We start from the raw sequence: 26,603 nt of genomic DNA on the forward strand, positions 1-26,603 counted from the left end.
TTATTATATTAATTAAATATATCTATATTTATATTTAAAATTAAATGGGGTTGTAATTATGAAAGTATGTATAATTGGTCAAGGTTATATTGGACTACCAACCGCAGCATTATTCGCCAGAAATCATTGCGAAGTTGTTGGTGTTGATGTAAATGAGAAGATTATTGACAATTTAAACAATGGAATCATTCACATCGAAGAGCCTGGAATATCTGATATAATTAAGAAAGCTTTAGAATTAAACGTTTATAAAGCATCATTAACTCCTGAAAAAGCTGATGCGTTTATCATTACTGTACCTACCCCATATATCGTTGAAAATTATAGCTGTGACTTAAGCTATGTAATCAGTGGATGTGAATCAATTATTCCATTTTTAGAAAAAGGAAATGTGGTTATTATTGAATCCACAATAGCTCCAATGTCAACCGATGACGTCATAAAGCCTATTTTTGAAAAAGCAGGGTTCACTATTGGAAAGGACTTATATCTCGCACATTGTCCTGAAAGAGTTTTGCCTGGAAAAATCATTGATGAATTAATCCACAATGACCGCATTATCGGAGGAATAACTCCGGAATGCTCTAAAAAGGCAAGCGAGGTATATGGCCAATTTGTTGAAGGCGAATTGATGTTAACTGAAGCAAAAACTGCTGAGCTATCAAAATGTATGGAAAATACTTTCAGGGACGTTAACATTGCACTTGCAAATGAACTTGCTAAAATATGTGCTGAGATTGGTGTGAATGCACTTGATGTTATTAAAATGGCGAACAAACACCCAAGAGTTAACTTGCACTCCCCAGGTCCTGGTGTTGGAGGGCATTGCCTTGCCATTGACCCTTATTTCATATATGCGAAAGCGCCGGAAACCGCAAAAATAATCAAATTGGCAAGAGACACTAATAACTCAATGCCCGGCTTTGTATGTGAAAATGTTAGAAAAATTATCTCAGAAGGAAAAATAGCAGTCCTTGGAGTTTCATATAAGGGAAACACCGGAGATGATAGGGAAAGTCCGGCATACGAAATTATAGCTAATCTCGAAAAAGACTATGAAATAGCTATCCATGACCCGCATATAGAAAATCCTAACTTTGTTAGCTTTAAGGATGCTGTGGATAATGCTAAATTAATTTTAATCCTATGTGACCATAATGAATTTAAACACTTGGATTATGATTCAATAGATGAAAATACCATAATTTTTGATACTAAAAATATTATAGAAAAAGTTCCGGATAAAATCAAATTGTATAATTATGGTAATCTATACGAAATCTAATCTTTTATATACATGTTTGAATCTATATCCTTTCCACTCCAAGCCTTAAGGGAAGTCCATTCTGCGCTTGGAGCTGACCAAAACCTATCGCTTTGAGGCAATCCGAGAGGCAGGAATCCTGTGGTGCATAAATACATGCTGCCAGTGTTGCTGTACTCTTCAGCTACTTTTGGCTGATTGCCATTGAATCCGAAGCGTAGCCATCCATTTTTATCAAAATTAGAATCGTTGGAAAATTGATTTTTAATTACTTTAGTCAGTGCACATCTTACCTGTTCAGGTTTTACATCCTTGTTATATAATCCGAATAAGCATGCCTGACCTAAGGCTTGAAAAGCTGCAGTTCTATATAGCATTGACCTTCCAACTACAGGATAGGTTCCTTCAGGGGAGATTAGTCTTTCCAAATGACCTGCATAATGCCTTAATCTGTGTAAATGAGCATCAAGAAAAGTATATTCTCCAATATTATGTTTTCTTAAAATTGTAAGAATGTCAGTCAGCATCGGATGGATCACATAGCTGTTGTAGTAATCGAAATGGAATTTGGGACCATCCCCATAATAGGAATCCCCACAATACCAATCATTCATATAAACATTAACACCATGCATCAGTCTGAATTCATCATATTCACCAGTAATTTCAAGTAAGAAGGCTTCAATCATTGATGGAAACAGAATCCAATTATTTTCCCACGGTTCAATGGAACGGGTTAATTTTAATGCATCAATAATCATCTCCTGACCATCAGAATCAATATTTTCCCATAATTGAGTTCTCGCCCTAAGTAATCCTTCAACCAAATGGGCCGAATCAACTAATGGCTGATAAGGCTCATTAAAAATTAAATAGTCAGGCGAATCAGGATTACAAATATTTACCAAACCTTTAGTAGTTAAGTCAATATATTTAGATCTTAATTTTCCTTCATAAGTATTGTCCCTGCCTAATTCCAACCATGGCGCAATACCGCATACAGTACGGCCTACTGCTTCCAAATGTGCAAATTTTGCTCTTTCATTTTTAACATAGGCAACAGGCATATTTTCTTTTAGAGTTTCATTGGCGATGTTGGTTAATACAGGGTCAATGATTTTCGATAGGGTTTTAACCCAAATTTCCCTATCATTATTCGAATTTTCGTTTTTGGAAAAAAAAGATTTAAAACTCATAAAAATCAATTTTAAAAGTCAATAGATTGATCACTATTAGTTACATGTCCATTCCATGCTTTTAATGAAGTCCATTCAGCAAATTCGTTAGACCAGAACGGATCATTGGAATCTAATCCTAAAGCCAAAAATATTGAACAGCAGATATATAAACTTCCAGTGTTAATATCATTTTCAGCGATATCAACTTGATGACCATTGAAACCTAATAATAACCATCCTCCATTAGTGAAATTCTGATTACCTTCAAATATGTTCCTTAAAACCTTGGTTAAAGCTGACCTGACTTGAGAAACTTCAATATTTCTAGGCAATATCCTAAGCAATGCGACTTGAGATAAAGTATGGAAAACACCGGTACGATAACTGATGGATTTCCCAATCACAGGAAAAGTACCTTCAGGTGAAATATATCTTTCCAATTGAGAAGCCAATCTTGAGGATCTCATTAATTGAATATCCAAAAATTCACCATCGGCCAATCCGTATTTTCTCATTACCATTAATATATCATTGAGCATCGGGTGAATAATAAAACTGTTATAATAATTTTTAGTGAATTCCGGACCGTCAGCATAAATTGCATCACCAATGTACCATTCATCTCTAAATTTATGGACAGCATAAACAAGACGTTCCATATCACATTCACCAGTGAATTCTAAAAGTGCTGCTTCGATTATTGAGGTATATAAAAGCCAGTGATTTTCATAAGGAGCAATGATTCTTGTATTTTTAAGCTCTTCTATAACTTTAGCTTGAACATCAATTGGCAAATTGAGCCAAATTTGATTTTTAGAACGAAGCAAACCTTGAGCAAATAAAGCCATGTCAACTAATGACTGTTTAGGCTCAGTAAATAAAATATAATCATTTTTCTTTGGATTTACAGCTATGGAAATAGCTTTAATGGTTAAATCAATATATTTTTCACGTAATCTGCCTTCTTCAGATTCATCCGGTCCAAGTTCCAGCCAAGGTGCAATACCATTAAATACACGAGCAAAAGCTTCAAGATAAGCAAATTTTTCACCTTCTGGACTATTGGACTCTACAATCATATTTTTTCTTAAAGAATCCTTTTTAAGGTTCATTAATACAGGTAAAGCTATTTTTTGTAAAGTTTCTACCCAAAAAATTCTATCTTCCCAAACAGGACCCTGCTCTTCCACAACAGGAATTTCTTCTTTTTTAAATCTTCCAAAGAACTTACTCATGTAATATTTTTTTGTTCGACATGTTATAATAAATTTATGATTAATTATAATTGAAAAAAAATATCAAATTTTGAACCCAAAAATAACTTAAATTTAAATATTATTATTTTTTTCAAAATTTAAATAGAATGTAAGACAATATACTATTCATTAATATGAGGTTTTATTAATATGTCAAGTACAATGTCTGAAAAAATATTAGCCAGAGCTTCCGGCAAAGAAAAGGTTGAAGCTGGAGACATTATAATTGCAAATATTGATGTTGCAATGACCCATGATTTAACTGGACCTCTTGCAGTTGAATCCTTTGAAAAAATTGGTGTCGATAAAGTTTGGGATCCATCAAAGATTGTCATACCATTTGACCACCAAGTGCCGGCAGATTCTATTGACTCTGCTAATAATCATATAATTATGAGAAGATTTGTTGAAAAACAGAACATAGAGAATTTTTATGATGTGAATGCAGGCGTTTGCCACCAGATACTGCCTGAACTAGGTCATGTTGTTCCTGGAGAAGTTATTGTTGGTGCTGATTCACATACATGTACCCATGGTGCTTTAGGAGCATTTTCAACAGGTATTGGTTCCACTGATATGGCCATGGTTTTCGCTGAAGGTAATTTATGGTTTAAAGTACCGGAAACAAATCGTTTTGAAATTACAGGTGAATTGAATGAAAACGTTTATGCTAAAGATGTTATTCTAAACATTATTGGCCAGATTGGAGCTGACGGTTCAACTTATAAAGCCTGTGAGTTTGCAGGAGATACAGTTAGGGACATGAGTGTTTCAGACAGGATGGTTTTATGTAATATGGCTATTGAAATGGGTGGAAAAACCGGTTTAGTGGAGCCTGATAAAAAAACAATAGAATATGTTGAAAAACGTTCCAAAAAACCTTATAAAATATTTAAAACTGACTTGAATGCAGACTCTCTTAATATTATAGACATTGATGTTAGTGACTTGGAACCTCAGGTAGCTTGCCCAAATAATGTTGATAATGTAAAGGCCGTAAGTGAAGTTGACCAGGAAATCGACCAGGTATTTCTTGGATCCTGTACGAATGGAAGAATTAGTGACCTGAGAGATGCCGCAAAGATTCTGAAAGGAAAACAAATTGTAAAAGGAACTAGAATGTTGGTCATTCCAGCATCAAAAGAAGTTTACTCTAAAGCCTTGGATGAAGGATTAATCAGGATATTTGTAGATGCCGGAGCTTTAGTTTCTGCACCTTGCTGTGGTCCGTGCCTTGGAGGACATACTGGAATTATAGGTCCTGGTGAAGTAAGTTTATCAACTTCAAATAGAAATTTCAAAGGTAGGCAAGGTTCACCTGACGGTAAAGTTTATTTATCTTCTGCTGCAGTTGCTGCTGCATCAGCAATTGAAGGAAGGATTGTTGCACCGGAGTGATTATATGAAAGGAACTGCATGGAAATTTGGAAATGACATTGATACAGACATCATTCTTCCGGGAAGATATCTGATTTATACTGATGAAGAAATATTATCAAAGCACTGTATGGAAGGATTGGATGATAAATTTAGTGAAAAATGTAAAAAAGGAGATTTTATCGTAGCGGGAAGAAATTTTGGCTGCGGTTCATCACGTGAACATGCCCCGATTGCAATCAAAGGTGCGGGTATTTCAGCCGTGATAGCTGAATCCTTTGCAAGAATATTTTATAGAAATGCTACAAACGTGGGCGTTCCACTTCTTGAAGCTCCAGGAATTAGTGAATTAGTTGAAAATGGAGATGAAATTGAAGTTGACATGGATAACGGCATTATCAAATCTTCAACCGGAGAAGAAATAACCTTTAAAAAATTACCTCCATTTATGTTAGAAATACTTGAAAAAGGTGGGTTAATTGAGTACCTCAAAGACAAAAAATAAATACAAAATCGCAGTTATTCCAGGTGACGGAATAGGTAAAGAAGTAATGGATGCTACAATTACTGTTTTAAATAATTTAGATATTGATTTAGATTATATTTATGGTGAAGCAGGTGATGGATGTTTAGAGAAAACTGGGGATGCATTGCCTAAAGAAACAATCGATATTGTAAGAAACAGTGATGCATGTTTGTTTGGTGCTGCTGGCGAAACTGCAGCTGATGTCATCGTTAAATTACGTCAGGAAATGAAAATGTTTGCAAATTTAAGGCCTGTAAAATCTTATCCTAACACCAATTCATTGTCTGACGACATTGATTTTATGATTGTGCGTGAAAACACAGAAGGATTATATATTGCAGATAAAGAAGAACTCACACAAGAAGGAGCAATTGCAAAAAGAGTAATTACTCGTGAAGCAGAAGAAAGAATTATAGACTATGCCTTTAAATATGCTAAAGACAATGGAAAATCTAAAGTTACCGGTGTTCACAAAGCAAATGTTTTGAAAAAAAGTGACGGTTTATTTAAAGAAATCTTTTATGAAGTTGGAGAAAGATACCCCGACATTGAAAAAGAAGATTTTTATGTAGATGCAACTGCAATGTATCTTATTACACAACCCCAAAATTTTGAAGTCATAGTGACTACAAACTTGTTTGGTGACATATTATCCGATGAAGGAGCAGGTCTCGTAGGAGGACTTGGTTTAATACCTTCAGCAAATATAGGTAATGATGGAGCATTATTTGAACCCGTTCACGGATCAGCCCCCGATATAGCTGGAAAAGGAATAGCAAATCCAATAGCTATGATATTATCTGCAGTTATGATGCTTAGATATTTGAATGAAAATGAATCTGCAGACAAACTTGACAACGCTATTATAAAGTTATTAAGTGACGGGAAGGTATTGACCGGTGACTTAGGTGGCAATGCAACCACTGAAGATGTTGCAAACGAAATTATAAAATTGTTATAAGTGAGTATCATGATTAAGGAATCAGAATTAAAAGACGGCATAAGTGCTATTATTCCTACATATAAAGGAGAAAATTATATTTCCAAATTACTTGATTCTTTAATTAATCAAAGCATTGATTTTAATTTGTTTGAAGCAATTTTTATTGTGAATGGGGAACTGGATTCGACTCCAGATATTATTAAAAAATATCAGGAAGATAATCCTGAAGTTAATATTATTCTAACAGAAAGTGAAAAAGGAGTTTGTAATGCCCGAAATAAAGGCATTGATTTGGCCAGCAGAAAATATACCACATTCATAGACGATGATGATTATATCAGCCACAATTACTTCGAAGAGTTATACAAATGTGTAAAACCTAATAGAATAGTTGTTGGAACATTCCTTGATATTGATGAAAATACTGGTGAAGTTAAAAACTCCTACATGACTCCACCTCTTCTAGAAAATTCTGGAATTATAGAAAATCCATACAGTACAATTACCGATGCGATTGTAATTACGCAAAATAAAGTAATACCAACAATTAATGTTAAAAACTCTGCATTTAATCCAGAACTCAAAAATGGTGTGGACATTGCATACTATGCAAATTTTTATCCTGAAAATGATTTTGAATTTTATGTGGTTGATAAGGATAAAAAAGCCAATTATTATCGCTTATGGAGACACGGTTCAATATCTAGACAGGACATGTCATACCATTTCAACGTTGAAAATCGTTTAAAAGTGATTAATGACATTAATAAAGGCCTCAAAAAAGCAAAAACCCAAGAAATGAGGAGTTTTATAGAAAGATTAACTGGCGGTCAAATAGTTAAAATCAACGACTATCTTGAAAATTATCCTGAAGATTATACAAAAGTTTTAAAAGATATTTTAAGCTATAAATTTGAATTTTTTCCTTATAAATATCTTAATGAAGACATATCCAAACTAAATAATGATAAAAGAGAATTAATCATCTCTTATGCATTTCCACCGACGAATACAACTACAAGTAATGTTGTTGCCAAAAGAATTTTATCCGAAAAGAAAAACGTTGATGTGATATGTGCAAGCCTTGATGATATGACAAAAGATTTTACACTTGAAAAGGTTGTCTTGGAATATATAGTACAAAAGTTCACTGTAAAATCTAATTTTTCAACAGAATGGGATAATATTAAAAATTTCATGAATGAAGGTATAAAATTAATTAATAATTACGACAGGATATATAGCAGAGCTAATTTTGTTCATTCACACTTTTTAGCATTAGAATACAAATTAAATAATCCAAATACTTATTGGAGAGCTGAATTTTCAGATCCGCTAATTTATACTTTTGGAAATAGGCATTTAAGTGAAAAGCTTGAAGATGAAAATTACATTAGAAGAATTAACAAAATCCTAAAAGAAAAAAATTTAGAATTAATTACCTCAGATAACGATATTAATGCTATATGCGAATACTTAACATTTATTTTTGCTGATGAAATCATATTTACAAATGAAAGTCAAAAAGATGTGATGATTGATACTTTACCATTTAATATCGAAGACATAATCAATAAAAAGTATATTATTTCACCACATCCTACTTTAGATGAAAAATACTATTACATTAAAGAAAGCCAATACGAATTAGATAGTAAATATATTAATTTTGCCTATTTTGGAGTTATCATTTCAAATAGAAACTTTGAAGACTTTATCAATGCATTTGATAATTTATCTGAAGAAAATAAAAATAAAATAAGACTTCATATATTCGGTCCGAATAGGACATTATTTGAACAACTTTTAAGTAGTGAATTACTTGAAAAAACAATTTTTAACCAGAATATTGATTATTTAGAATTTTTAAACCTTTCAAATAAATTTGATGTTTTAATTGTTGAAGATAGCTATACTAAAGGTCATTTCATTAAGAATCCTTATCTTCCATCCAAACTATCCGATTATAAAGGTTCAAATGCCCACATTTGGGCAATTTGTGAAAGAAATAGTGAAATGTCTAAGCTTGATATTGAATATAAAACAAATTTAAACAATTTAGATGAAAATTTAAAGACTTTAAATTCTATATTGAATAGCGACACTGAAAAAATATCTAATGAAAATGAGTATAGAAAAGATAGAACTATACATTTAACTCAAAAAATTATGGAATTGATTGATGTATGTGAGTCTGAATTTAGAAAAGATGAAATCTATGAAGCCAAAATCAATGAATTGAATAATAAAATTCAAAAACTGGAAAAGGAAAATTCAGAAATCATGAACTCAAATAGTTGGAAGCTTACAGAAAATTTCAGAAAAATTGGAAAAAAATTTAAATAACTTAAAAATGTTATATTAATTATAATTTAAGGAGATTTTTATTATGAAAAAACTTAGTAGAATGCAATTAGCTGCACTCTTTATCATAATCATTATGGTATTAAGTGGGGTTGCTGGTTTCTTACTTTTAATATTTGCATAGATTTTTAAATGGAGGATTAAAATATGGTAAAATATGAAATTGCTGCAGTCGTTGCAGAATTTAACTATGATATTACACAGATGATGTTAGAATTAGCTACAGCTGAAGCTAAAAATAGAGATTGTGAAATTACAAAAGTAGTGGCAGTTCCAGGCGTTTTCGATATGCCTCTTGTCATTAAAAAATTATTACAAAAAGGCGAATACGATGCAATTATCACTTTAGGTGCTGTAATTGAAGGCGCAACAGACCATGATCAAATTGTTGCTCAGCACGCTTCACGTAAAATCGCTGATTTGGCTTTGGAATATGACACTCCAGTAGCTCTAGGAATTACTGGTCCTGGAATGACCAGGTTAGATGCTCACAGACGTGTTAAAAACGCTAAAAGTGCTGTAGAAGCTGCTATTAAAATGTGTGATAGATTAAAAGAAATTTAAGATGATTATATGGAAATTCTAAAACCTGAAGAGTTAAAAGAAAAATTTTCAGACCCATGGGTTGCACCATATGAAAAGGTACTTACAATGGTTGATGGCGATAAAGTTGAAATCGTCGAATATCATCCATGCATTTCAGGCTCCCACTGGTTGCTACATCAATATAAAAATAATTCAGAACTGATTGATGATGCTTATCGTGACGGTAACAAACATGTTTATTCATGTCATGTCGGATCTGCTCCTCTTGACTTGAAAGCCAGTTTTAATGCTGCAGGAATCGATGAAATCCAAGTAATCGATGATGAGGTTAAAGTAACACATGCAGGTCTTGCAGGCGCTGGAGTTGGAGCTGGAATGTGCAGAGGAATGGGTAAAGGAGTTAAATACGTTGAACTCCTCAAATCTGGTGGTGGCTCTAAAGAAGGAAGGGCGACCGTTGTAACGCCTAAGCTTGAAAAAGTTGTAATAGGTATTGATGACACAGATGTTAAGGATGCCGGTGCAACATGGACAATGGCTCATAATTTGGGTGTTGAATTAGCTAGTGAAGGTTTTGAATACCTTGACCATATTATTGTCCAATTATATCCACATAATCCTCATAAAACTCAAAATTGTGTTTCAATTGCTTTGACTTTTGCAGTTGAAAGTGATAAAAAAGAAACTTTGGTAAAAAGAGTCATTGAAATTCTTAAAAGAGATACTTTATCTGATAAAACCGCAATAGCTATTTTAAAAGGTCTTGAAATACCGGAAAAACTAAGAGAATATTCAATTGCAACAAAATCCGGTATGATGGATGTTGAAACAGCCGAAGAAACTGCTAGTGATTTAGGCATTGAATTAATAGCTGTTACAGGTGAACAGGGCAAAGTAGGTGCTCTTGCAGCTTTAGGTCTTTATAATGATGTTGAAGAAGCTGTAAAAGCATATGATAAAAAATAAGAGAGTTTTTTCTCTTATTTAACTATTTTTTATTAATTATCAAAATAAAGATCTATAAAGTAATCATTGTCGAAATACTTTATGGATGATGAATTTGTATTGCTGAATTTTAGTTCTATCTGATGGCCATTAAATGTGAAATTCTGATTTTCGATTATTCCATCCGAATATGTGATGCTGCCTAAATATGAATTTTCACAAAATATGGCATAACTTTGGCCTTCAGAGAACAATCCTGAAGAATATCCGGCTGAAACATTATCAACAATAATTTCATATGTCCAGCTTCCAGATTGTCTTGACCCGATATCATATTTCTCAACAATTGATGTATTATCTGAACCGTAATGATGATATACGGTTGATTTTTCAAATATATCGGCAAGACGACTGTCTTGAATTATATCTCCATCATCAACATTAAATGTATCCTTAACATCGAGAGGGAGTCTTAATATACCTGGTTCAAAACTTCTACTGTCATTTACAATGTAAGCTTCATTATTTACAATTATCGTGTCATTTGCTCTAATTCCCAGAGTCATCATTGCATCTGCTGGAACCCTCATTACATTAGATTCATTTTCAATAGCTGAGTCCACAGTATATGGTCCTCTGACTGATACAGTATTGTCGCTGCTTTGGTCTGTGAAAATAATCAAATTCCTTGAATTCGGCTCGATTGAAATGCTACCGTTTTCAAATGTGGCGGCACCTAAAAATGTCGAAAGCATTAAAAGCAATAAAATCATTGAAATAATAAGCGGGAAATGAACCCTAATGAAAGATTTGAACAAGTTAGCCCTCGGCGTCTTTCTATACATTATAATTGACTGAATAATAACCTTTGCTATATAATAAACCGATGCTATAATTCCGATTATAGTAATTATAACCCCAACAGATAACGGGATGAATTTAACAAAGAATATTGTAAAAAGTCCCAGAATAACTAATGATAAACCTACAATAGACATACGAATAAAATATCCGATATCATCAATCATTGTTACCCTACCGTACTTATTAGCACGGCTCATAATTGTTCTTACAACTTCATTAGCCATATTATTCAAATCAGCTAAAGGAGACATATCATGTTCAATTGCACCAATATCGACTTCCATAATGGAAATACCTAAAATATCAGCATCAATAACAATACCAACATCGACACCATAATCCTTTTCAAAATTAATCTTTTTCAAAACTTCTTTACGAGCAGCAAACTGACCGCTCAATGGTTGTTCAAAAGAAATTTCAGGGAAAAAGAAGTTTAAAAGTGGTTTTGCAGTGAGTTCAGTTACACGTCCACTTTCACGTGCAAATTTAGTCTTGGTAATCTCTGCCTTTCCAAGCAAAATAGGCATAATCATTTCCTCAACTTTTTTAGAAGTAAGATTATGAATATCCGCATCAATAAAAGCTATGATATCACATTCAGCATTCTTATAACCAGTATAAAGTGCTTCTCCCTTACCTTTATTGACTTCATGATTAATTACAATAGCTCCAGCTTTTATAGCTTCCTGAGTTGTGTTGTCAGACGATCCATCATCGACTACAATGATTTCATCAACGAATGAAACTGCCTTTACAACTTCAACTACCTTAGCTACTGTATTTTCTTCATTATAAGCCGGTATAATAACAGAAACCTTCTGATATTTTGGTTTTGTTGTTTTTATACTGGCAAGTAAAAATGCAAGAATAACGAATAACCAAGACAATTTTTCACCTAAAAAATTATTTAATTATTTATAAGTATATTATTCAATATTATAAAATGTTTGTTAAAAAAAGAAAAAAGTTTGATTAAATGCTTCTAATTCTAATCGTATTAGAAACAAGTAATCCTTTATACATGCTGGTGATAATGTATTCACCAGGCATTAGATTAATATTTAAATTTGCAACTCCGGAAGCGTTGGTAGTCCTTTGATAGAATACTCCATTAATATTGAAAGTTACATTAACGCCGGGTGATATGTTACCTATATCATCCAATATCCGAGCCTTAAATGTTGTGCCATCACGATAATTCATTGTAATGTCTGAAGATTCTATAATTGTTAATACAGTGATTGTATTAGAAACGGCAGCAAATCCATATTGTGCTGTAATAATATAATTTCCTGGTCTAAGATTAATATTTAAGCTAGCTACACCTGAAGCATCAGTAGTTCTCTGATAGAATACCCCATTAATATTAAATGTAACATTAACACCGGCTAATGGTGAACCTTTTTCATCCAAAACCTTAACAGAATATTTAGAAGCGTTTTTATAATATTTAACCAGATTGTTATTTTCCACCAAACGGGAAAGAACAGTAACATTATAAGATCTCATCTCATTAGTAAATGGATTGGTAAGAGTTAAAATATAAGTATCAGGGGCCAAATTAATGTTTAATCTTACAATACCCTCAGAATTAGTAGGTCTATAATATAAAACACCATTGATATTCATTTTTACAGTTACATTAGATACCGTATTCCCCTTGAAATCCAATATTGTGGCATAAAACTGAGTGTCATTTCTATAATATTTTACGATATTGTTTGAATTTACAGTTGATTTTACGGTTACGGTTCTGGATAAATTTGATGAAAGGTATTTTCCATCACCCTCATAGACAACAAAAACATCATAGTTGTTAGCAATTAAATTTATAGCAATTGAAGCTGAACCATTACCGTCTGTTACTCTGGTATTGTCAACACCATTTATTCTAATTACAACTTTCTGGTTCGCTATAGGATTGCTTTTTTTATCAAATAAAGTAACATAAAATCTGTGTCCGTCCTTATAATACATTTCCACATTATCTGCGCTTAAATTGGTTTTAATGTTATCTATACTGAAATTAGCATTGCCATATGCATCTTCATGGATAGCATCTGAAAATGTAGCATTGACAGCATATTTTCCATAATCCAAATCAGATAAAGATAAAGCACCATAGCCGTTAGTTGCATTTACTTCATAGACTTTGGAATTAACAGTTACATTAACAGTACCATTAATTGACTCGGAAAGTTTTACAGAAATCATGACAGAATCATAATCTGTTTTTGATATATTTAAATCCATATTTAAAGGTAATTTGGCTACATTGAATGTAGTGTTTGCAGTTGCAATATTTGAATAAAATCCTGTAGCCACATAATCACCGGGATTTAAAATATCATCGATTGCTGATTGGGAATTGGACTTGACGGAATAAGTTTTTGAATTGATTGTGACTTTTACAATAGCTGAAACATTTAAACCGTCAGATGTTAAAGTATTTTTTATTAAGAATTTTTCACCATATTGAATATCTGAAATATCTATCGTTAAATTAGCGGATTTAATTGTGATATTAATTACACTGGAAGTATTTGAATTTAAATAATATTCATTAGTGTTGTAATTAGCAGTTATAGGATAATCCTTAACAGAAGTCAATTGAATTTTTAAAGTTGCAGTTCCATTAATAACAGGGACAGTATAGTCTTTAGAATCTAAAGTAAATGTTACATTTCCAAAATTAACTGAATTGCCATATTCATCTTTTACAATAGCAGCAATATTTAATGGAGCGTCAACAGATACAAATTCCGGGATATCAAGAGAAATTTCTGTATTTAGCTCATTTATTGTGAATGCCTTAATGCATGCAACCTGTGAATCATAAGTATGGCCGTATTGTGACATGTCTGCCTTATAGTTATACAAATCAATCCAGTTTTCACCGTCAAAACTGAAGAAAGATACACCTTCAGAGTATAAAATTCTATTTGACCTTACCTTTTCGGAAATTGGAAATGAAGCCAAATTATCATTTTCAAGTTTAATAACAATTTTAAATTCATCACCAGTTTTTAATGGAATGAATTCATCCAAATCAAAAGTATAATAACCTGCATTTGATATTCCATTTTGAGTGAGTTTTAAAGCATTATTTACATAAATTTGGGCAGTCCATTTAGATGTTGCATTGAAATATGTTGAAAAAGCGGCTAAAAATTCATCATCAGTAGCATTGAAAATATTTTCATACCAGATGGTGCTTTCGCCTGTAATTAAATAATCTGTGATTCCGATTATGTCATACTGATAGTTCTTATCATAACGGACAGTGTCGTTTAAGATAATCGTATAAGTTGATTTATCGTAATCTCCCAGTCTTACACAATTCTTATCATAATATGAAACATAGAAATAACCTTTATTATTTCCCCAGGTAGTTCCCCAGCTGTTTTTGCAAATCCATGCACCGTCTCCACCTGGAGAAATATATGTTGTATCATTAACACGAATTTTCTTAAATTTATCTTTGGAGTAGCTGTCATCCCATCCGACAATAGTTACGGCATGATTAGGTCCGTTTGCTCCTGTGTAAAAATAGCTATTTGAATTCATAAAAGAACTGGAATAATAGATTCCTGTTGCAACAGCACCATATTTAATAATAGCTTCTTTGACTGCATTATTATCTGTATAATTTGAACGTGTAAGATAAACTAAATTTTGAACATGAATAGTACTGTTCAATACTGGAGATAATACACTATAATCACTGAATGTCTCCAATTCCTCTTCAACGGCTCCAAGCCAGCTTACAAGGTATCCTACTCCCATGTCATCATATCCACCTTTATTGGTTGTAAGTACCCAACCGTAATCTGAATAGTATGCCATGACGTTTTTCATGTTTTCTTCTGACAAGTCATAAGTAATGCCTGTAGCTTTCAAAATGCAAGATTCCAAAGCGGCGAGTGAAGTGAATGCCCAACAGTTCCCACTGCCTTTTTGATTTTTAACCGGAGTTACCCATCCGTAATCTCTTAAGTCATATTGAGAAGGTAAAGATCCGTTAAATGAAAAATCACCCTTAAATAATGTATAATTTCCGTTTCCTATGGACAAATCGTAACTGGAAGCATTATAATAATCTTTTTCATTTTTTGCCTTGTTATTTTTATAAGTGTTGGATGAAATAACATTTTTTGTGTTTAGAATAGTGTAAATGGCTCCACCATCATAAGTAGCCTCATTTGAATCAAATTTTGATGATTTGACAGAAAAGTATGATGAATTGTCAGCAAATATTGCTCCACCGCTTAATGCATTATTTGATGTGAATGTTGATGAAGTTACATTCATTGACCCATACATCTTATAAATAGCTCCTCCCTGATAATTAGCCTCATTATTAATGGCAATAATTGAATTTACATCTGAATTGGATGCCAAATCACAGATTGCTCCACCAAAAGTAGCATTGCATGAAGTGAAGTTAGATTTGTTGACAGTTAATTGAGACCCTTTAGAATAAATTGCACCACCTGCATTTGTTAGTGTGTAACAATTGGTAAATGCTGAATTTTCAACAAACAATTGGGAATTATCTTCACTTGCAATAGCACCACCATATTTATAGGCATAATTATCTTCAAAAATAGAATCTGCTACTTTTACTTTTGAATTGGTAGCATATATTGCTCCACCATAAGTTGCTGTGTTATTCTTAAAAGTGGATGAATAAATTAAAGTAGTACCGCCATTTGAATAGACTATACCACCAAATACATTACTGTAACCGCCGGTATAGCTGCCATCACTGTTTTCAAAAATCACATTATTTGCCATGAAATTTCCACGATTGTTGATTGATACATCGTTTAATGTGATGTTAATTATGTTTAATGTTGTTTGAGTGGTTAATTTTAATGAACTGCTTTTAATAATCGTGCTTAAAGGACTTTGACCTATAATTGTTAAATTATTTAAGTCTTTTGTTCGATCCAATTGATATTCCCCATCTGCAAAATGGGCTACACTATTTGAAGTCAGTCTTGAGGAATATAAATATTTATAAGGGCTTGTTTGAGTTCCATTTCCATCTATTTCAACTGAAGAGTCAAAATAAATATCCGATGCCGATAATAAAGTGTCATCAGCACCAACAGCTAAGTTATCATTATCCATAGTGATATTATCGCTGGCAAAGCTAATCGGAATAATCAGTATGAATAATATCAAAAATAAAAAGATTTTGTTAAAATGTTTCATTTACCTCATCCTAAAGAGTTTAATTATTAATAATCTATAATTTTCATTATTATTATATTAGTATTATTATTGATTTTTAATCAAAAAAACAAAAAATAATATAAAAGATAATGAAAAAATTCAATATAACGGAGAATAATTAGGAGGACTATTTATTTACAAAAAATTGTTAATATTACTATTAACGCTATGTTTTATTTTTTCAATTTCAACAGTATTCGCAACAGACATAAATACAGTAAATCCGGAATATAATGATTTTCAAGATAATCAAAATACAAATGATTTCTCACTTGAAAAAATGAGTGTTTCCAAAAAGTCCGGTTTTTGGGATTTCTTCAATTTTGGAGGTGACAAATACGGATACTATGTTTGGGCAACAGACATGTACGATGTTGATTTTGATAAATTATCAGATAATGGCGTTAAATACATTTTTTTAAACTCTTTTGCTTTTACCGAATATGGCCAACGAGATGTTTTGGACTGGATTAAAGAAGCTAACGAGCATGGGATAGAAGTTCATGTTTGGATGCAGATTTTTAATACGGGAAACTGGATTTCACCACTCAAAAACGGAACTCCCGATACGCAATACTTCAATTACAAAATAGAAGAAGCAAAATATTATGCGGGCTTGGATGAAGTAAGCGGTATACAAATAGACTATATCCGGTTTGAGGGAAACGCATATGAATATGAAAATGGTACAAAGGCCATAAATCAATTTGTTGAAAGTTTTTCAAAATCTGTAAGAGAAGTAAATCCTGATTTAACAATATCCGCTACGGTAATGCCTGAAACAGACAAAGACGAATATTTTTACGGTCAAGATATTCCTACAATTAGTAAATATGTGGATGCTATTGTACCTATGATTTATAAAGGAAATTATGAGCAGAACAGCACATGGATTGAAAATACAACAGAATGGTTTGTAAAAAATTCCGGCGATGCTGAAGTCTGGTGCGGTCTTCAGACATATGAATCAGATAACAATATTACAGATTTGCCTGCAAATGAACTGATGAAAGATGCTGATAAATGTTTTAATAGCGGATCAGATAAAGTAATATTCTTCAGATGGGGAATGAACGAAGAACTTGATAATAAAAAACTGAATTAACATGATAAGCGAAACCCTCCAGAAGGAACTGAAAATTAAATCCTGGCAAGTTGAAAGAGTTATAAAGCTAATTGATGACGGCAATACCATACCATTCATTGCCAGATACAGAAAAGATGTGACAGGTTCGTTGAATGATGAAGTCTTAAGAAAATTTGATGAAAGGCTAAAATACTTAAGAAACCTTGAAGAGAAAAAATCCAAAATCATCGAAAGGATTGATAATCTAGGTAAATTAACAGATGATTTGAAAAAAAGCATTATAAATGCAGAGACATTGGTTGAGCTTGAAGACATTTACAGGCCTTTTAAGAGTAAGAAAAACACTAGAGCCACAATAGCTAAACAAAAAGGTCTTAAACCATTGGCAGACATTATTCTAAAACAGGATGTTGAAAAACCAATTGAAAATATTGCACAAAATTACATTAATCCAGAAAAAGGAGTCTTATCCGGTGAAGAGGCTATTGAAGGTGCTAAAGACATTATTGCTGAAGTAATCTCTGAAAATTCTGATTTCAGGAAAAAAATTAGGCAGAATACATTTCACACAGGAAAAATCGAAACAAAATCCAAAGATAAAGACACTAATTCCGAATATGAAATCTACTACGACTATAATGAAGATTTGAAAAAGATACCTGCTCATAGAATCCTTGCAATCAACAGGGCTGAAAAAGAAGGAGTAATTAAAGCAAAAGTTACAGTTGAAACAGATGACATTATTAGATATCTTTCAAGGCATGTCCTGAAAAACAAATCCAAAATTCCTGAAAAAATCGAGTATAATCCTTATACTACACCAATCATTAAAGACTCAATTAAGGATTCATATAAACGATTAATTTCACCAGCTATTGAACGTGAAATAAGAAATTCATTAACCAAAATAGCTGAAGAAAAATCCATTAAGGTATTTTCTCAAAATTTAAGTCAGTTATTAATGGAATCTCCACTGTCTGGAAAAATAATTCTCGGTTGGGATCCGGCTTTTAGAACAGGTTGTAAACTAGCTATCATCGACAATACTGGAAAAGTTTTAGATACAGCATTAATATTCCCAACAGAGCCTCAAAATAAGGTTAATGAATCCAAAAAGATTGTCCGTGATTTGATTAAAAAATATAACATCGATGTTATAGCAATAGGTAATGGAACGGCTTCAAGGGAATCTGCTGAAATCGTAGCAGATATTATTAAAAATACGGATGTGGAATTCATTATCGTTAATGAAGCAGGAGCATCAGTTTATTCTGCAAGTCAACTGGCTGATGAGGAATTTCCAGACTTCAGTGAGGGTGAAAGAAGTGCTGTAAGCATTGCAAGAAGACTTCAGGACCCGTTGGCGGAACTCGTAAAAATTGACCCTAAATCAATTGGTGTTGGACAGTATCAGCATGACATGAACCAAAAGGAACTGGGCGAGTCATTAAATGGGGTTGTAGAAAAAGTCGTTAATGAAGTGGGAGTGGACTTAAATACTGCTTCTTATAGTTTATTGAATTATGTATCAGGTCTTAATAAGACTACATCAAAAAATATCATTGAATATCGTGACAATAACGGCAGTTTTAATAATCGTGAAGAATTGTTGAAAGTTAAGAAGTTAGGTAAAAAAACTTATGAGCAATGTGCAGGATTTGTCAAAATCCATGATGCACAAAATCCATTGGATAACACAACAATCCACCCGGAATCATATGATGCTACGATAAAGCTTTTGAAAAGTCTTGGATATGGGCTTGATGATATTGGAAAAGACAATTTAAAACTGGATGATATCAACTTAGAAGAAATATCATCAAATCTTAATATTGGTGTTGAAACTTTAAAGGATATTATAAAAGAGCTTAAAAAACCTGGCCGTGACCCTCGTGAGGATATGCCAAAGCCAAAATTAATGAAAAATGTTCTTTCTATCGAAGATTTAAAGGAAGGTATGGTATTGGAAGGAACTGTCAGAAATATTGTTGATTTTGGTGCTTTTGTTGATATTGGAGTCCATCAGGATGGTTTGGTTCACAAATCTCAGTTAGCCAATAAATTTGTCAAACATCCATTAGATATTGTTAGTGTGGGAGAAATTGTCAGGGTAAAAATTTTAGATGTCGATATTTCAAGAAAAAGAATTCAACTATCAATGTTAATTTAATATTTAAATATTATTTTTAAGAAAATAATAAATAACAATGGAATAGTTGATAAAATGAATATAAATCTTGGAAATAAAAAATACGCATTAATTTACTTAATTATTATTTGTCTTTTTAGCTTATCCTTCTTACAATATGATGATTATTTATCTCCTCTTTTTGAGATAGGAATGTTAATATTGATTTTTGTTATAGGATCATTTAGCTTATATTACTATACACAAAATGAAGATAACCTTCACAAAGTTGCGTTTATAATTATATTGTTATTTGGGATTACATGTGTTTTTTTAACACCAATTAATGATGTATCCGACGAACAAGAGCATTTTGTAAGGTCTGAGATATTATCAACAGGCCAATTATCAACAACTTACATTCCAATACCAAATACAAGTGAAAGCGGATATCAGACTATAAATTCAATTATAATTTTTTGTGAGAATGCTGGAGCGAATGTTTTTAATACGGATGTTGATGATGCAAAGATTGACTATACTCCTAATTATTTCAATTCCGCATTTTCTCAAAATCCATTTTATTCTTATCTTCCACAGGCAATTGGTATTGTATTAGCTAAACTATTGGATTTAAATGCAATTTGGATGTTATGGCTTGGAAGATTATTTAATCTGTTAGTATATGCAGGAATTATTTCATTAGCAATACGCAAAAGCCCTATTTTAAAATTCCAATTGCTTATTGTATCAATTCTGCCTCTTGCAATTTACCAGGCCGCATCAATGAGCGTTGATGGAATGTTTTCAGCATTTGCGATTTTAGCATTTGCATACTTCTTATATTTCTATAAAACTCCTAAAATTAAATGGATTGATTTGGCAATATTTTATGGAGCAATAATCCTATCCGGAATTTTAAAATCCCCATTTTTAGCTCTAAGTTTATTAATCTTTTTAATTCCAAACAATCACTTTGAAAGCAAATTACAAAATATCGTCTCCAAATTAGCAATACTACCTACACTTGGAATAGGAATTGGCTGGAGCAGCTATGCGACAAGTGTACTTTCAAATTCATGGAGAGGAGACTTTTTCATTACAAAACATGTGAACGCTACAGAGCAAATTAATTATCTTGCAAGTAACCCAGGTTTTGCTTTTGAAAGGTTTTTGAATGTGTTTAGTGAATCTCCGGTGATTGCTGATAGATTATTCTATTTCTCAAATGATGTGCGTGATTATTCATCCACTCTTTTATCTGCACTCTATACACTATCTTTCATTGCATTTTCAATAATATATCCATTAGAAGAAAAATTTGAGATAAAAACTAGAATAAAAGGATTGTTAATTGGATTGTTAATATATATTGGAGTAATCGCAGTTCAGTACTTGACATGGTCTAGTGTTGGAGCCACAAGTGTTATTAATGGTGTTTTTGCACGTTACTTTATGCCTCTGTTAATCTTTGTTCCATTTATCATTAATGCAGATATCTTAAATTATGATAAAGAAGAATTATCCTTATTATTCCTCACAGTGTTTTTGTCTTTCATTGGTGGAATGTTAATGCTTACAACCGCTGTTAAATATTAAATAATATTAATAATATACTTATATCAATGTTCAAATTTAAAAACAGCAGTGACGAAAATACTATAGGAATTTTACTATTCATGATTGGAGCAGTATTCCTTTTAATAACGACATATATTGGACTGACAAAAATAGGTCTATGGTATGATGAGCTTTACTCAATAGCATTTTCACAACTCCCAGTCTCAGAAATGCTTGATTTAGGTTCAAGAGATGTTCATCCCTTATTATACTACCTTATTTTTAAGGTTTTCATTAAGATTTTTTCATTTTTGGATGTTGCTGTTGTAGGAAAAATCGTGTCATTAATACCAATTTATCTGATTGGAATTTTATCTGTTACAAAAGTCAAAAAAGATTTTGGCATGCTAACAGCAGGATTATTCTTTTTATGCATTGCAATGATGCCCCAGCTAATGCTTTACAGTGTCGAAATAAGAATGTATTCATGGGCATTATTCTTTGTAACTGCAAGCTTTATTTATATATATGACATTTATAAAGAACCTAACATTAAAAGCTGGATTATACTAACCCTTTTAACAATATGCTCTGAATATACACATTATTTTTCTGGAGTGGCATCATTCGGACTTTACATTGTTTTATTTGTACATCTTTTTAGAAACAATAAATCACAAATAAAATACTGGTTCATATCCGCATTAATTGGAGTTATTGCATTCATTCCATGGATATTTATAATATTAGGTCAAATTTCCAATATCGAAAGCAATTATTGGATTGCACCGATTACAGTCAACACGTTGATTAGCTATGTTTACTTCATTTTATCTCCTGCCAATGTATTTATTCAGTCAAATGAATTAGTATCCCCTACAATTTTAGGAAGCATCATGCTTATAATATGCATATACCTAATATACAGGGTCAAAGACGAATATGCAGTCAGTGGAATTATAGCATTTTTAATTGTTCCGATAATTGGTGTTGTTGTATCACAATTGACGCATCCATTCTTCCATCAAAGATTCCTGATTCCTGCCGTTGGATGCTTATGGTTGGCTTTTTCAATACTATTAACAAAACTACATGATAATAAGAAGATTTTTTATATAATATTAACAGTTATGTTAATAATTGGAATTATCGGATGTGTGAACTTCATTAATATACAATCACAGGATGCGGTTGATACACAAACCGAGTATGAATCTTTAAATAGTGTAATCGGAAGCGGAAACATAATATTTAATGATTTCTTCCCAACATACTTTGAACTCCAAGGCTATCTCTTAAAAGACAATCAGCACCTGTGCTTTGTCGAAAACATTTCGGGAAATATAAATGAATCACTAAAAGATCCTGGAATACAGAGTAAAATTGCATCTGGCGCTAAAGTGTATTATATTGATGGAGGATATGAAGACATCGGCAGTTTTAATTCCTCAGGACTGACTTTACATGAAATTCAATTTGACCAAACTATTAAGAATAACACTTTTAAAATTTATATGATAGAGATTTAATAACTAAACGTGTGATAATATGAAAGATTTGACTAATAAACTATTTGTTGAAAAAACCGATAATATATTGCTACAATTTTTCAGATTCATATTTGTAGGAGGAACAGCATTTTTAATTGATTTTTTCATATATTTCTCATTAGTGCATTTTCTAAATGTTAATTACCTTATAGCTGCCGCAATCGCATTTTTCATTTCAGTTCTAGCTAACTATTACTTGTCAACATCATGGGTATTTAACCAGTCTCAAATAGAAAATAGGGCTGTTGAATTTAATCTGTTTTTAGCAATAAGTTTCGTAGGTTTGATATTTACTGAAATACTTCTCTATATTTTTACTGACATGTGTTCAATAAATTATTTATGGTCTAAAATTTTTGCATCAATATTGGTTTTATTCTGGAATTTTTCAGCGCGTCGTGTGATGTTTTACGGTAAAAAACTTTAAATAAAGATAATATAATTAAATATAAAAAATTTTAATATAAAAAAAATTCAATATTATAAAGTAATTAATTATGATGAAGGTATTTTACAATGATTCCAAAGGTGATGATTGTATTAGGCAGCGGTTCAGATATGGCCATTGCCGAGAAAAGTATGAATATTTTTGAAAAGTTGGAAATTCCCTATAGTCTAAAAATAGCTTCTGCGCACAGAACACCTAATCTTGTTCGTGAACTTGTAAGACAGGGCACAGACGCTGGAATTGAAGTTTTTATAGGAATTGCCGGTCTTGCAGCGCATTTACCGGGTGCGATTGCCGCATATACTCCAAGACCTGTAATCGGAGTTCCAGTAGATGTGAAGACAAACGGTATTGACGCTCTTGAGTCCTGTGTTCAGATGCCCTATCCTTCCCCGATTGCAACTGTGGGAATTGACAGGGGAGACAACGGTGCTATACTGGCTGCACAGTTTATAGGAATTCATGACGAAGAAGTTCGCCAGAAAGTCATCAACTTAAGAAAGGGATATAAACAAAAAGTTTTCGATAGCAATAAAGCTGTTGATGAATTTGAAGATAAGAAATACCTCGTTAAAGATTATTTGAATGTCGACAACATCAAAATAGAGAAAGATGAACTGATTGAAATTGACAGTTCATTGATTAAAAAGGATGCTGATGTTGCAATCATTGTCGGCAGGCATTCCGATTTGATTACCGCCAAAAAAGTTAGCCTTACCCTAGACAGACTTAAAATCAGCTACAATATGAAAGTAGTGTGTCCAATCAGATCAAACAATAAGTTTAAAAGCTATATAAATGAAGTTAAAAACTCCAAAATATTTATTGGAATCAGCTCAAACTCATCACAGGTGACAGGTGCCTTAGTAGGTCTTACCGACAGGCCTGTCATTGGTGTGCCATGTGAAAATGAAAATGGAAATGAGTATATGCTCACAACTGTCAATATGCCTCCGGGCATGCCTGTAGCAACAGTAGGAATCAATAACGGACGTAACGCAGCAGTTCTTGCCGGTGAAATACTTTCAATTAAAGATGCTAACATTATTGAACTTTTAACAAAATTAAAAGATAAGAAAATTAACTTGTAGGGATTAAAATGAATATTAATGATGAAAATATAATAGAAATTACTGAAGAACTATCCTCTGAATTTGAAATAAGCCGTGTTCTAAGAGATTATCCGAAAGATACCGTCATTATCAAAAACGTTAAGGGATTTGACATGCCTGTTGTTTCAGGTATCTGTAACACCCGTGAAAAAATAGCAAAATCAATTAACTGTGAAGTTTCTGAAATTACTGAAAAAATAATTGAAGCAAGTGACAATCCAATCAAAGTGGATAAATTTACTGATTTCAGTGAATATGATACTTTAGAAGTGGATTTGGATAAAATACCTATATTAACCCATTATAAAAGGGACGGAGGCAAATATATCACTGCCGGCGTCGTGTTTGCACGTGACCCTGAAAACGGAATACAGAATGCATCCATTCACAGGATGATGGTATTAGATAATAAAAGACTTGTTATCAGGATAGTTCCAAGAAATCTATACACCTATTTCCAAAAGGCTCAAAAATTAGGTAAAGATCTGGAAATTGCAATAGCTATTGGAATGGACCCTGCCATATTGCTTGCAAGTACCACTTCAATTCCAATCGACTATAATGAAATGGAAGTTGCAAATGCATTTAAAGATGGTGAATTGACCTTAATCAAATGCGGAGAACTGGAAGTTCCTCAAGCGGATATCATTTTAGAAGGTAAGATTTCCGTAACAGAAAGCATAGCTGAAGGACCGTTCGTCGATTTGACTGATACTTATGACATCATCCGTGACCAGCCGGTTATTAACCTGGAAAAAATGCATATCAAAAAAGACAATCCTGCATATCATGCAATTGTCCCTGCCGGATTTGAACACAAATTGCTTCAAGGACTTCCTCAAGAGCCTAGAATATATAAATCCGTAAAAAATGCAGTTCCAACAGTTGAAAATGTTGTTTTAACTGAAGGAGGATGCTGCTGGTTGCATGCGGCTGTTTCAATCAATAAACAGACCGAAGGTGACGGAAAAAATGCTATTATGGCAGCGTTATCCGCTCACCCGTCACTCAAGCATTGTGTTGTAGTGGATACTGACGTTAACGTGTTTGACGCTGAAGATGTAGAATACGCAATAGCTACACGTGTAAAAGGTGACAGAGACATTATGATTGTTCCTAATGTCCGTGGTTCATCACTTGATCCTGTAGCTGAAAGCGATGGTACTACAACAAAAATTGGTGTGGATGCTACAAAATCACTGAAAACATTAGAAAAATTCGAAAGGGTAAGTTTTGGAGAATAATATTGGGTTTGAAATACTAAACCCAATTAATTATTTATCTAAAATCTCTTCTTCAAGTTCTTTTTTTGAGAAATTACTGAGTCTAACCGCTTCATCAATTCCCAAAGATTTCTTAATCTTTAAAGCCATATTGAATTCTCCCTGCTTCAAACCTTGTTCTAATCCTTGTTCCAATCCTTGTTCGTATATTCCACTGTTCATTACTTTTTCATATATCTCATCTGCTGGCATATTCATAGTTAACACCTTAATTAAGTTTTTTTGTTCTGTTTCATCACTGCCACTGATGAATCGCTGAAATTAACGGTAAATAATATTTCTCATCATCGAATAGCTTTTTATCTTTAATTTCCTCTATCAAATTGCAAACATCCCTTACTTTATTTAATCTAAATTTTTTCCTAGTCATGAATGGTAATAGTACTAAAAATTGGATTTCCCTAAGTGACAGTTTTAACTCATTATTAATTTTATTTTTAATAGTTAAATACTTAACTTCATCATAATAATCTGTCAAATATTCTATTATTGGCTTTAACAGAGATGTTTCGGTTTCATCATATACATAGATTCTTGATTTGATGTGATATGTACAGATAATTACTGTAACTACCGGTTTTCCTGATTGGCATTGTAAATGAACCTTATAATTCCTATATTTTTTCAAATGTTCTTTTTTAAGTTTTTTGTCTTGAAATTCAAAATTCAACAGTATTCCTTCACGTGTTTCAAATCTAAATCTGTAAAAAGATTACTTCCTTTAAATGTGTTTAATTCATTTCTATATAGTCTTATTATAGTATATTACTAAAAGTTTTTACCATTTTTATTTTTTTCTGTCGAACGAATAGTGTTCAGATGCTCTCTTTGATTTTATTTATATATTTTATTTTAATTATATAATTATTGTAATTTATTTAGAGAATTTTTTTTGTTCTCTAAAAAAAAATATGTGTGTTAGATTAAATAA

At 32.3% G+C, this 26,603-nt stretch carries 20 protein-coding genes; 14 read left to right on the forward strand and 6 right to left on the reverse strand.

The window, feature by feature from the left end; all coding sequences use genetic code 11:
- Nucleotides 1-58: 58 nt before the first annotated feature.
- Nucleotides 59-1,285 (forward strand): nucleotide sugar dehydrogenase, encoded by a 1,227-nt coding sequence (locus IJQ68_RS03190; RefSeq protein ID WP_292796860.1) that lies wholly within the window; start codon nt 59-61, stop codon nt 1,283-1,285.
- Here the strand turns inward: IJQ68_RS03190 and IJQ68_RS03195 are convergent.
- Nucleotides 1,282-2,460, reverse strand: a complete 1,179-nt coding sequence (locus tag IJQ68_RS03195) for a DUF2264 domain-containing protein (RefSeq protein ID WP_292796863.1) — start codon at nt 2,458-2,460, stop codon at nt 1,282-1,284. The two genes, IJQ68_RS03190 and IJQ68_RS03195, sit on opposite strands and share 4 nt — an antisense overlap.
- 11 nt (nt 2,461-2,471) lie before the next feature.
- Nucleotides 2,472-3,677 carry a DUF2264 domain-containing protein gene (locus IJQ68_RS03200; RefSeq protein WP_292796866.1) on the reverse strand — a complete coding sequence of 402 codons (1,206 nt, stop codon included), beginning with the start codon at nt 3,675-3,677 and terminating at the stop codon, nt 2,472-2,474.
- 171 nt (nt 3,678-3,848) lie between these two features.
- On the opposite strand from IJQ68_RS03200, the gene hacA reads away from it, so the two are divergent.
- From hacA to mmp11, 6 genes are all read left to right on the forward strand, one after another.
- A complete protein-coding gene (gene hacA, locus IJQ68_RS03205) occupies nt 3,849-5,096 on the forward strand; it encodes a homoaconitase large subunit (RefSeq protein WP_292796868.1) in 1,248 nt (415 codons plus the stop codon).
- A 4-nt stretch (nt 5,097-5,100) separates the two neighbouring features.
- A complete protein-coding gene (locus tag IJQ68_RS03210) occupies nt 5,101-5,580 on the forward strand; it encodes a 3-isopropylmalate dehydratase small subunit (protein ID WP_292796870.1) in 480 nt (159 codons plus the stop codon).
- Nucleotides 5,555-6,562, forward strand: coding sequence for an isocitrate/isopropylmalate family dehydrogenase (locus tag IJQ68_RS03215; RefSeq protein WP_292796872.1), 1,008 nt, complete (start codon nt 5,555-5,557; stop codon nt 6,560-6,562). The genes IJQ68_RS03210 and IJQ68_RS03215 overlap by 26 nt, the downstream gene beginning before the upstream one ends.
- Before the next feature lie 9 nt (nt 6,563-6,571).
- On the forward strand, nt 6,572-8,890 hold the full coding sequence (locus IJQ68_RS03220; protein WP_292796874.1) for a glycosyltransferase: 2,319 nt from the start codon (nt 6,572-6,574) through the stop codon (nt 8,888-8,890).
- A gap of 165 nt (nt 8,891-9,055) precedes the next feature.
- Nucleotides 9,056-9,472, forward strand: a complete 417-nt coding sequence (gene ribH / locus IJQ68_RS03225) for a 6,7-dimethyl-8-ribityllumazine synthase (protein ID WP_149731868.1) — start codon at nt 9,056-9,058, stop codon at nt 9,470-9,472.
- 9 nt (nt 9,473-9,481) lie between these two features.
- Nucleotides 9,482-10,420 carry a methanogenesis marker protein 11 gene (gene mmp11 / locus IJQ68_RS03230; protein WP_292796878.1) on the forward strand — a complete coding sequence of 313 codons (939 nt, stop codon included), beginning with the start codon at nt 9,482-9,484 and terminating at the stop codon, nt 10,418-10,420.
- A gap of 32 nt (nt 10,421-10,452) precedes the next feature.
- On the opposite strand, the gene IJQ68_RS03235 is transcribed toward mmp11, so the two are convergent.
- Nucleotides 10,453-12,150, reverse strand: a complete 1,698-nt coding sequence (locus IJQ68_RS03235) for a glycosyltransferase (RefSeq protein ID WP_292796880.1) — start codon at nt 12,148-12,150, stop codon at nt 10,453-10,455.
- A gap of 85 nt (nt 12,151-12,235) precedes the next feature.
- Nucleotides 12,236-16,483 (reverse strand): C1 family peptidase, encoded by a 4,248-nt coding sequence (locus tag IJQ68_RS03240; RefSeq protein WP_292796882.1) that lies wholly within the window; start codon nt 16,481-16,483, stop codon nt 12,236-12,238.
- A gap of 166 nt (nt 16,484-16,649) precedes the next feature.
- Between IJQ68_RS03240 and IJQ68_RS03245 the strand changes: the two genes are divergently transcribed.
- The 7 genes from IJQ68_RS03245 to IJQ68_RS03275 all read left to right on the forward strand — a co-directional run bounded on the left by IJQ68_RS03245 (nt 16,650) and on the right by IJQ68_RS03275 (nt 25,633).
- Nucleotides 16,650-17,609, forward strand: coding sequence for a putative glycoside hydrolase (locus IJQ68_RS03245; protein ID WP_292796884.1), 960 nt, complete (start codon nt 16,650-16,652; stop codon nt 17,607-17,609).
- Between the two features lies 1 nt (nt 17,610).
- On the forward strand, nt 17,611-19,761 hold the full coding sequence (locus tag IJQ68_RS03250) for a Tex family protein (RefSeq protein ID WP_292796886.1): 2,151 nt from the start codon (nt 17,611-17,613) through the stop codon (nt 19,759-19,761).
- Nucleotides 19,762-20,025: 264 nt separating this feature from the next.
- Nucleotides 20,026-21,318, forward strand: coding sequence for a DUF2142 domain-containing protein (locus IJQ68_RS03255; RefSeq protein WP_292796888.1), 1,293 nt, complete (start codon nt 20,026-20,028; stop codon nt 21,316-21,318).
- A 26-nt stretch (nt 21,319-21,344) separates the two neighbouring features.
- Complete coding sequence (locus IJQ68_RS03260) at nt 21,345-22,808, forward strand: glycosyltransferase family 39 protein (protein WP_292796890.1); 1,464 nt, start codon at nt 21,345-21,347, stop codon at nt 22,806-22,808.
- A gap of 19 nt (nt 22,809-22,827) precedes the next feature.
- On the forward strand, nt 22,828-23,256 hold the full coding sequence (locus tag IJQ68_RS03265; protein WP_292796893.1) for a GtrA family protein: 429 nt from the start codon (nt 22,828-22,830) through the stop codon (nt 23,254-23,256).
- Between the two features lie 89 nt (nt 23,257-23,345).
- Nucleotides 23,346-24,368: a 5-(carboxyamino)imidazole ribonucleotide mutase gene (purE, locus tag IJQ68_RS03270; protein ID WP_292796895.1), complete on the forward strand. Its 1,023-nt coding sequence runs from the start codon at nt 23,346-23,348 to the stop codon at nt 24,366-24,368.
- 8 nt (nt 24,369-24,376) lie between these two features.
- On the forward strand, nt 24,377-25,633 hold the full coding sequence (locus IJQ68_RS03275; protein ID WP_292796898.1) for a UbiD family decarboxylase: 1,257 nt from the start codon (nt 24,377-24,379) through the stop codon (nt 25,631-25,633).
- Between the two features lie 30 nt (nt 25,634-25,663).
- Here the strand turns inward: IJQ68_RS03275 and IJQ68_RS03280 are convergent, their stop codons facing one another.
- On the reverse strand, nt 25,664-25,870 hold the full coding sequence (locus IJQ68_RS03280) for a hypothetical protein (protein WP_292796900.1): 207 nt from the start codon (nt 25,868-25,870) through the stop codon (nt 25,664-25,666).
- A gap of 37 nt (nt 25,871-25,907) precedes the next feature.
- Nucleotides 25,908-26,342: a hypothetical protein gene (locus tag IJQ68_RS03285; protein WP_292796902.1), complete on the reverse strand. Its 435-nt coding sequence runs from the start codon at nt 26,340-26,342 to the stop codon at nt 25,908-25,910.
- Nucleotides 26,343-26,603 lie beyond the last annotated feature (261 nt).

The organism is Methanobrevibacter sp. (genome assembly GCF_017447225.1).
Lineage (GTDB): Archaea > Methanobacteriota > Methanobacteria > Methanobacteriales > Methanobacteriaceae > Methanocatella.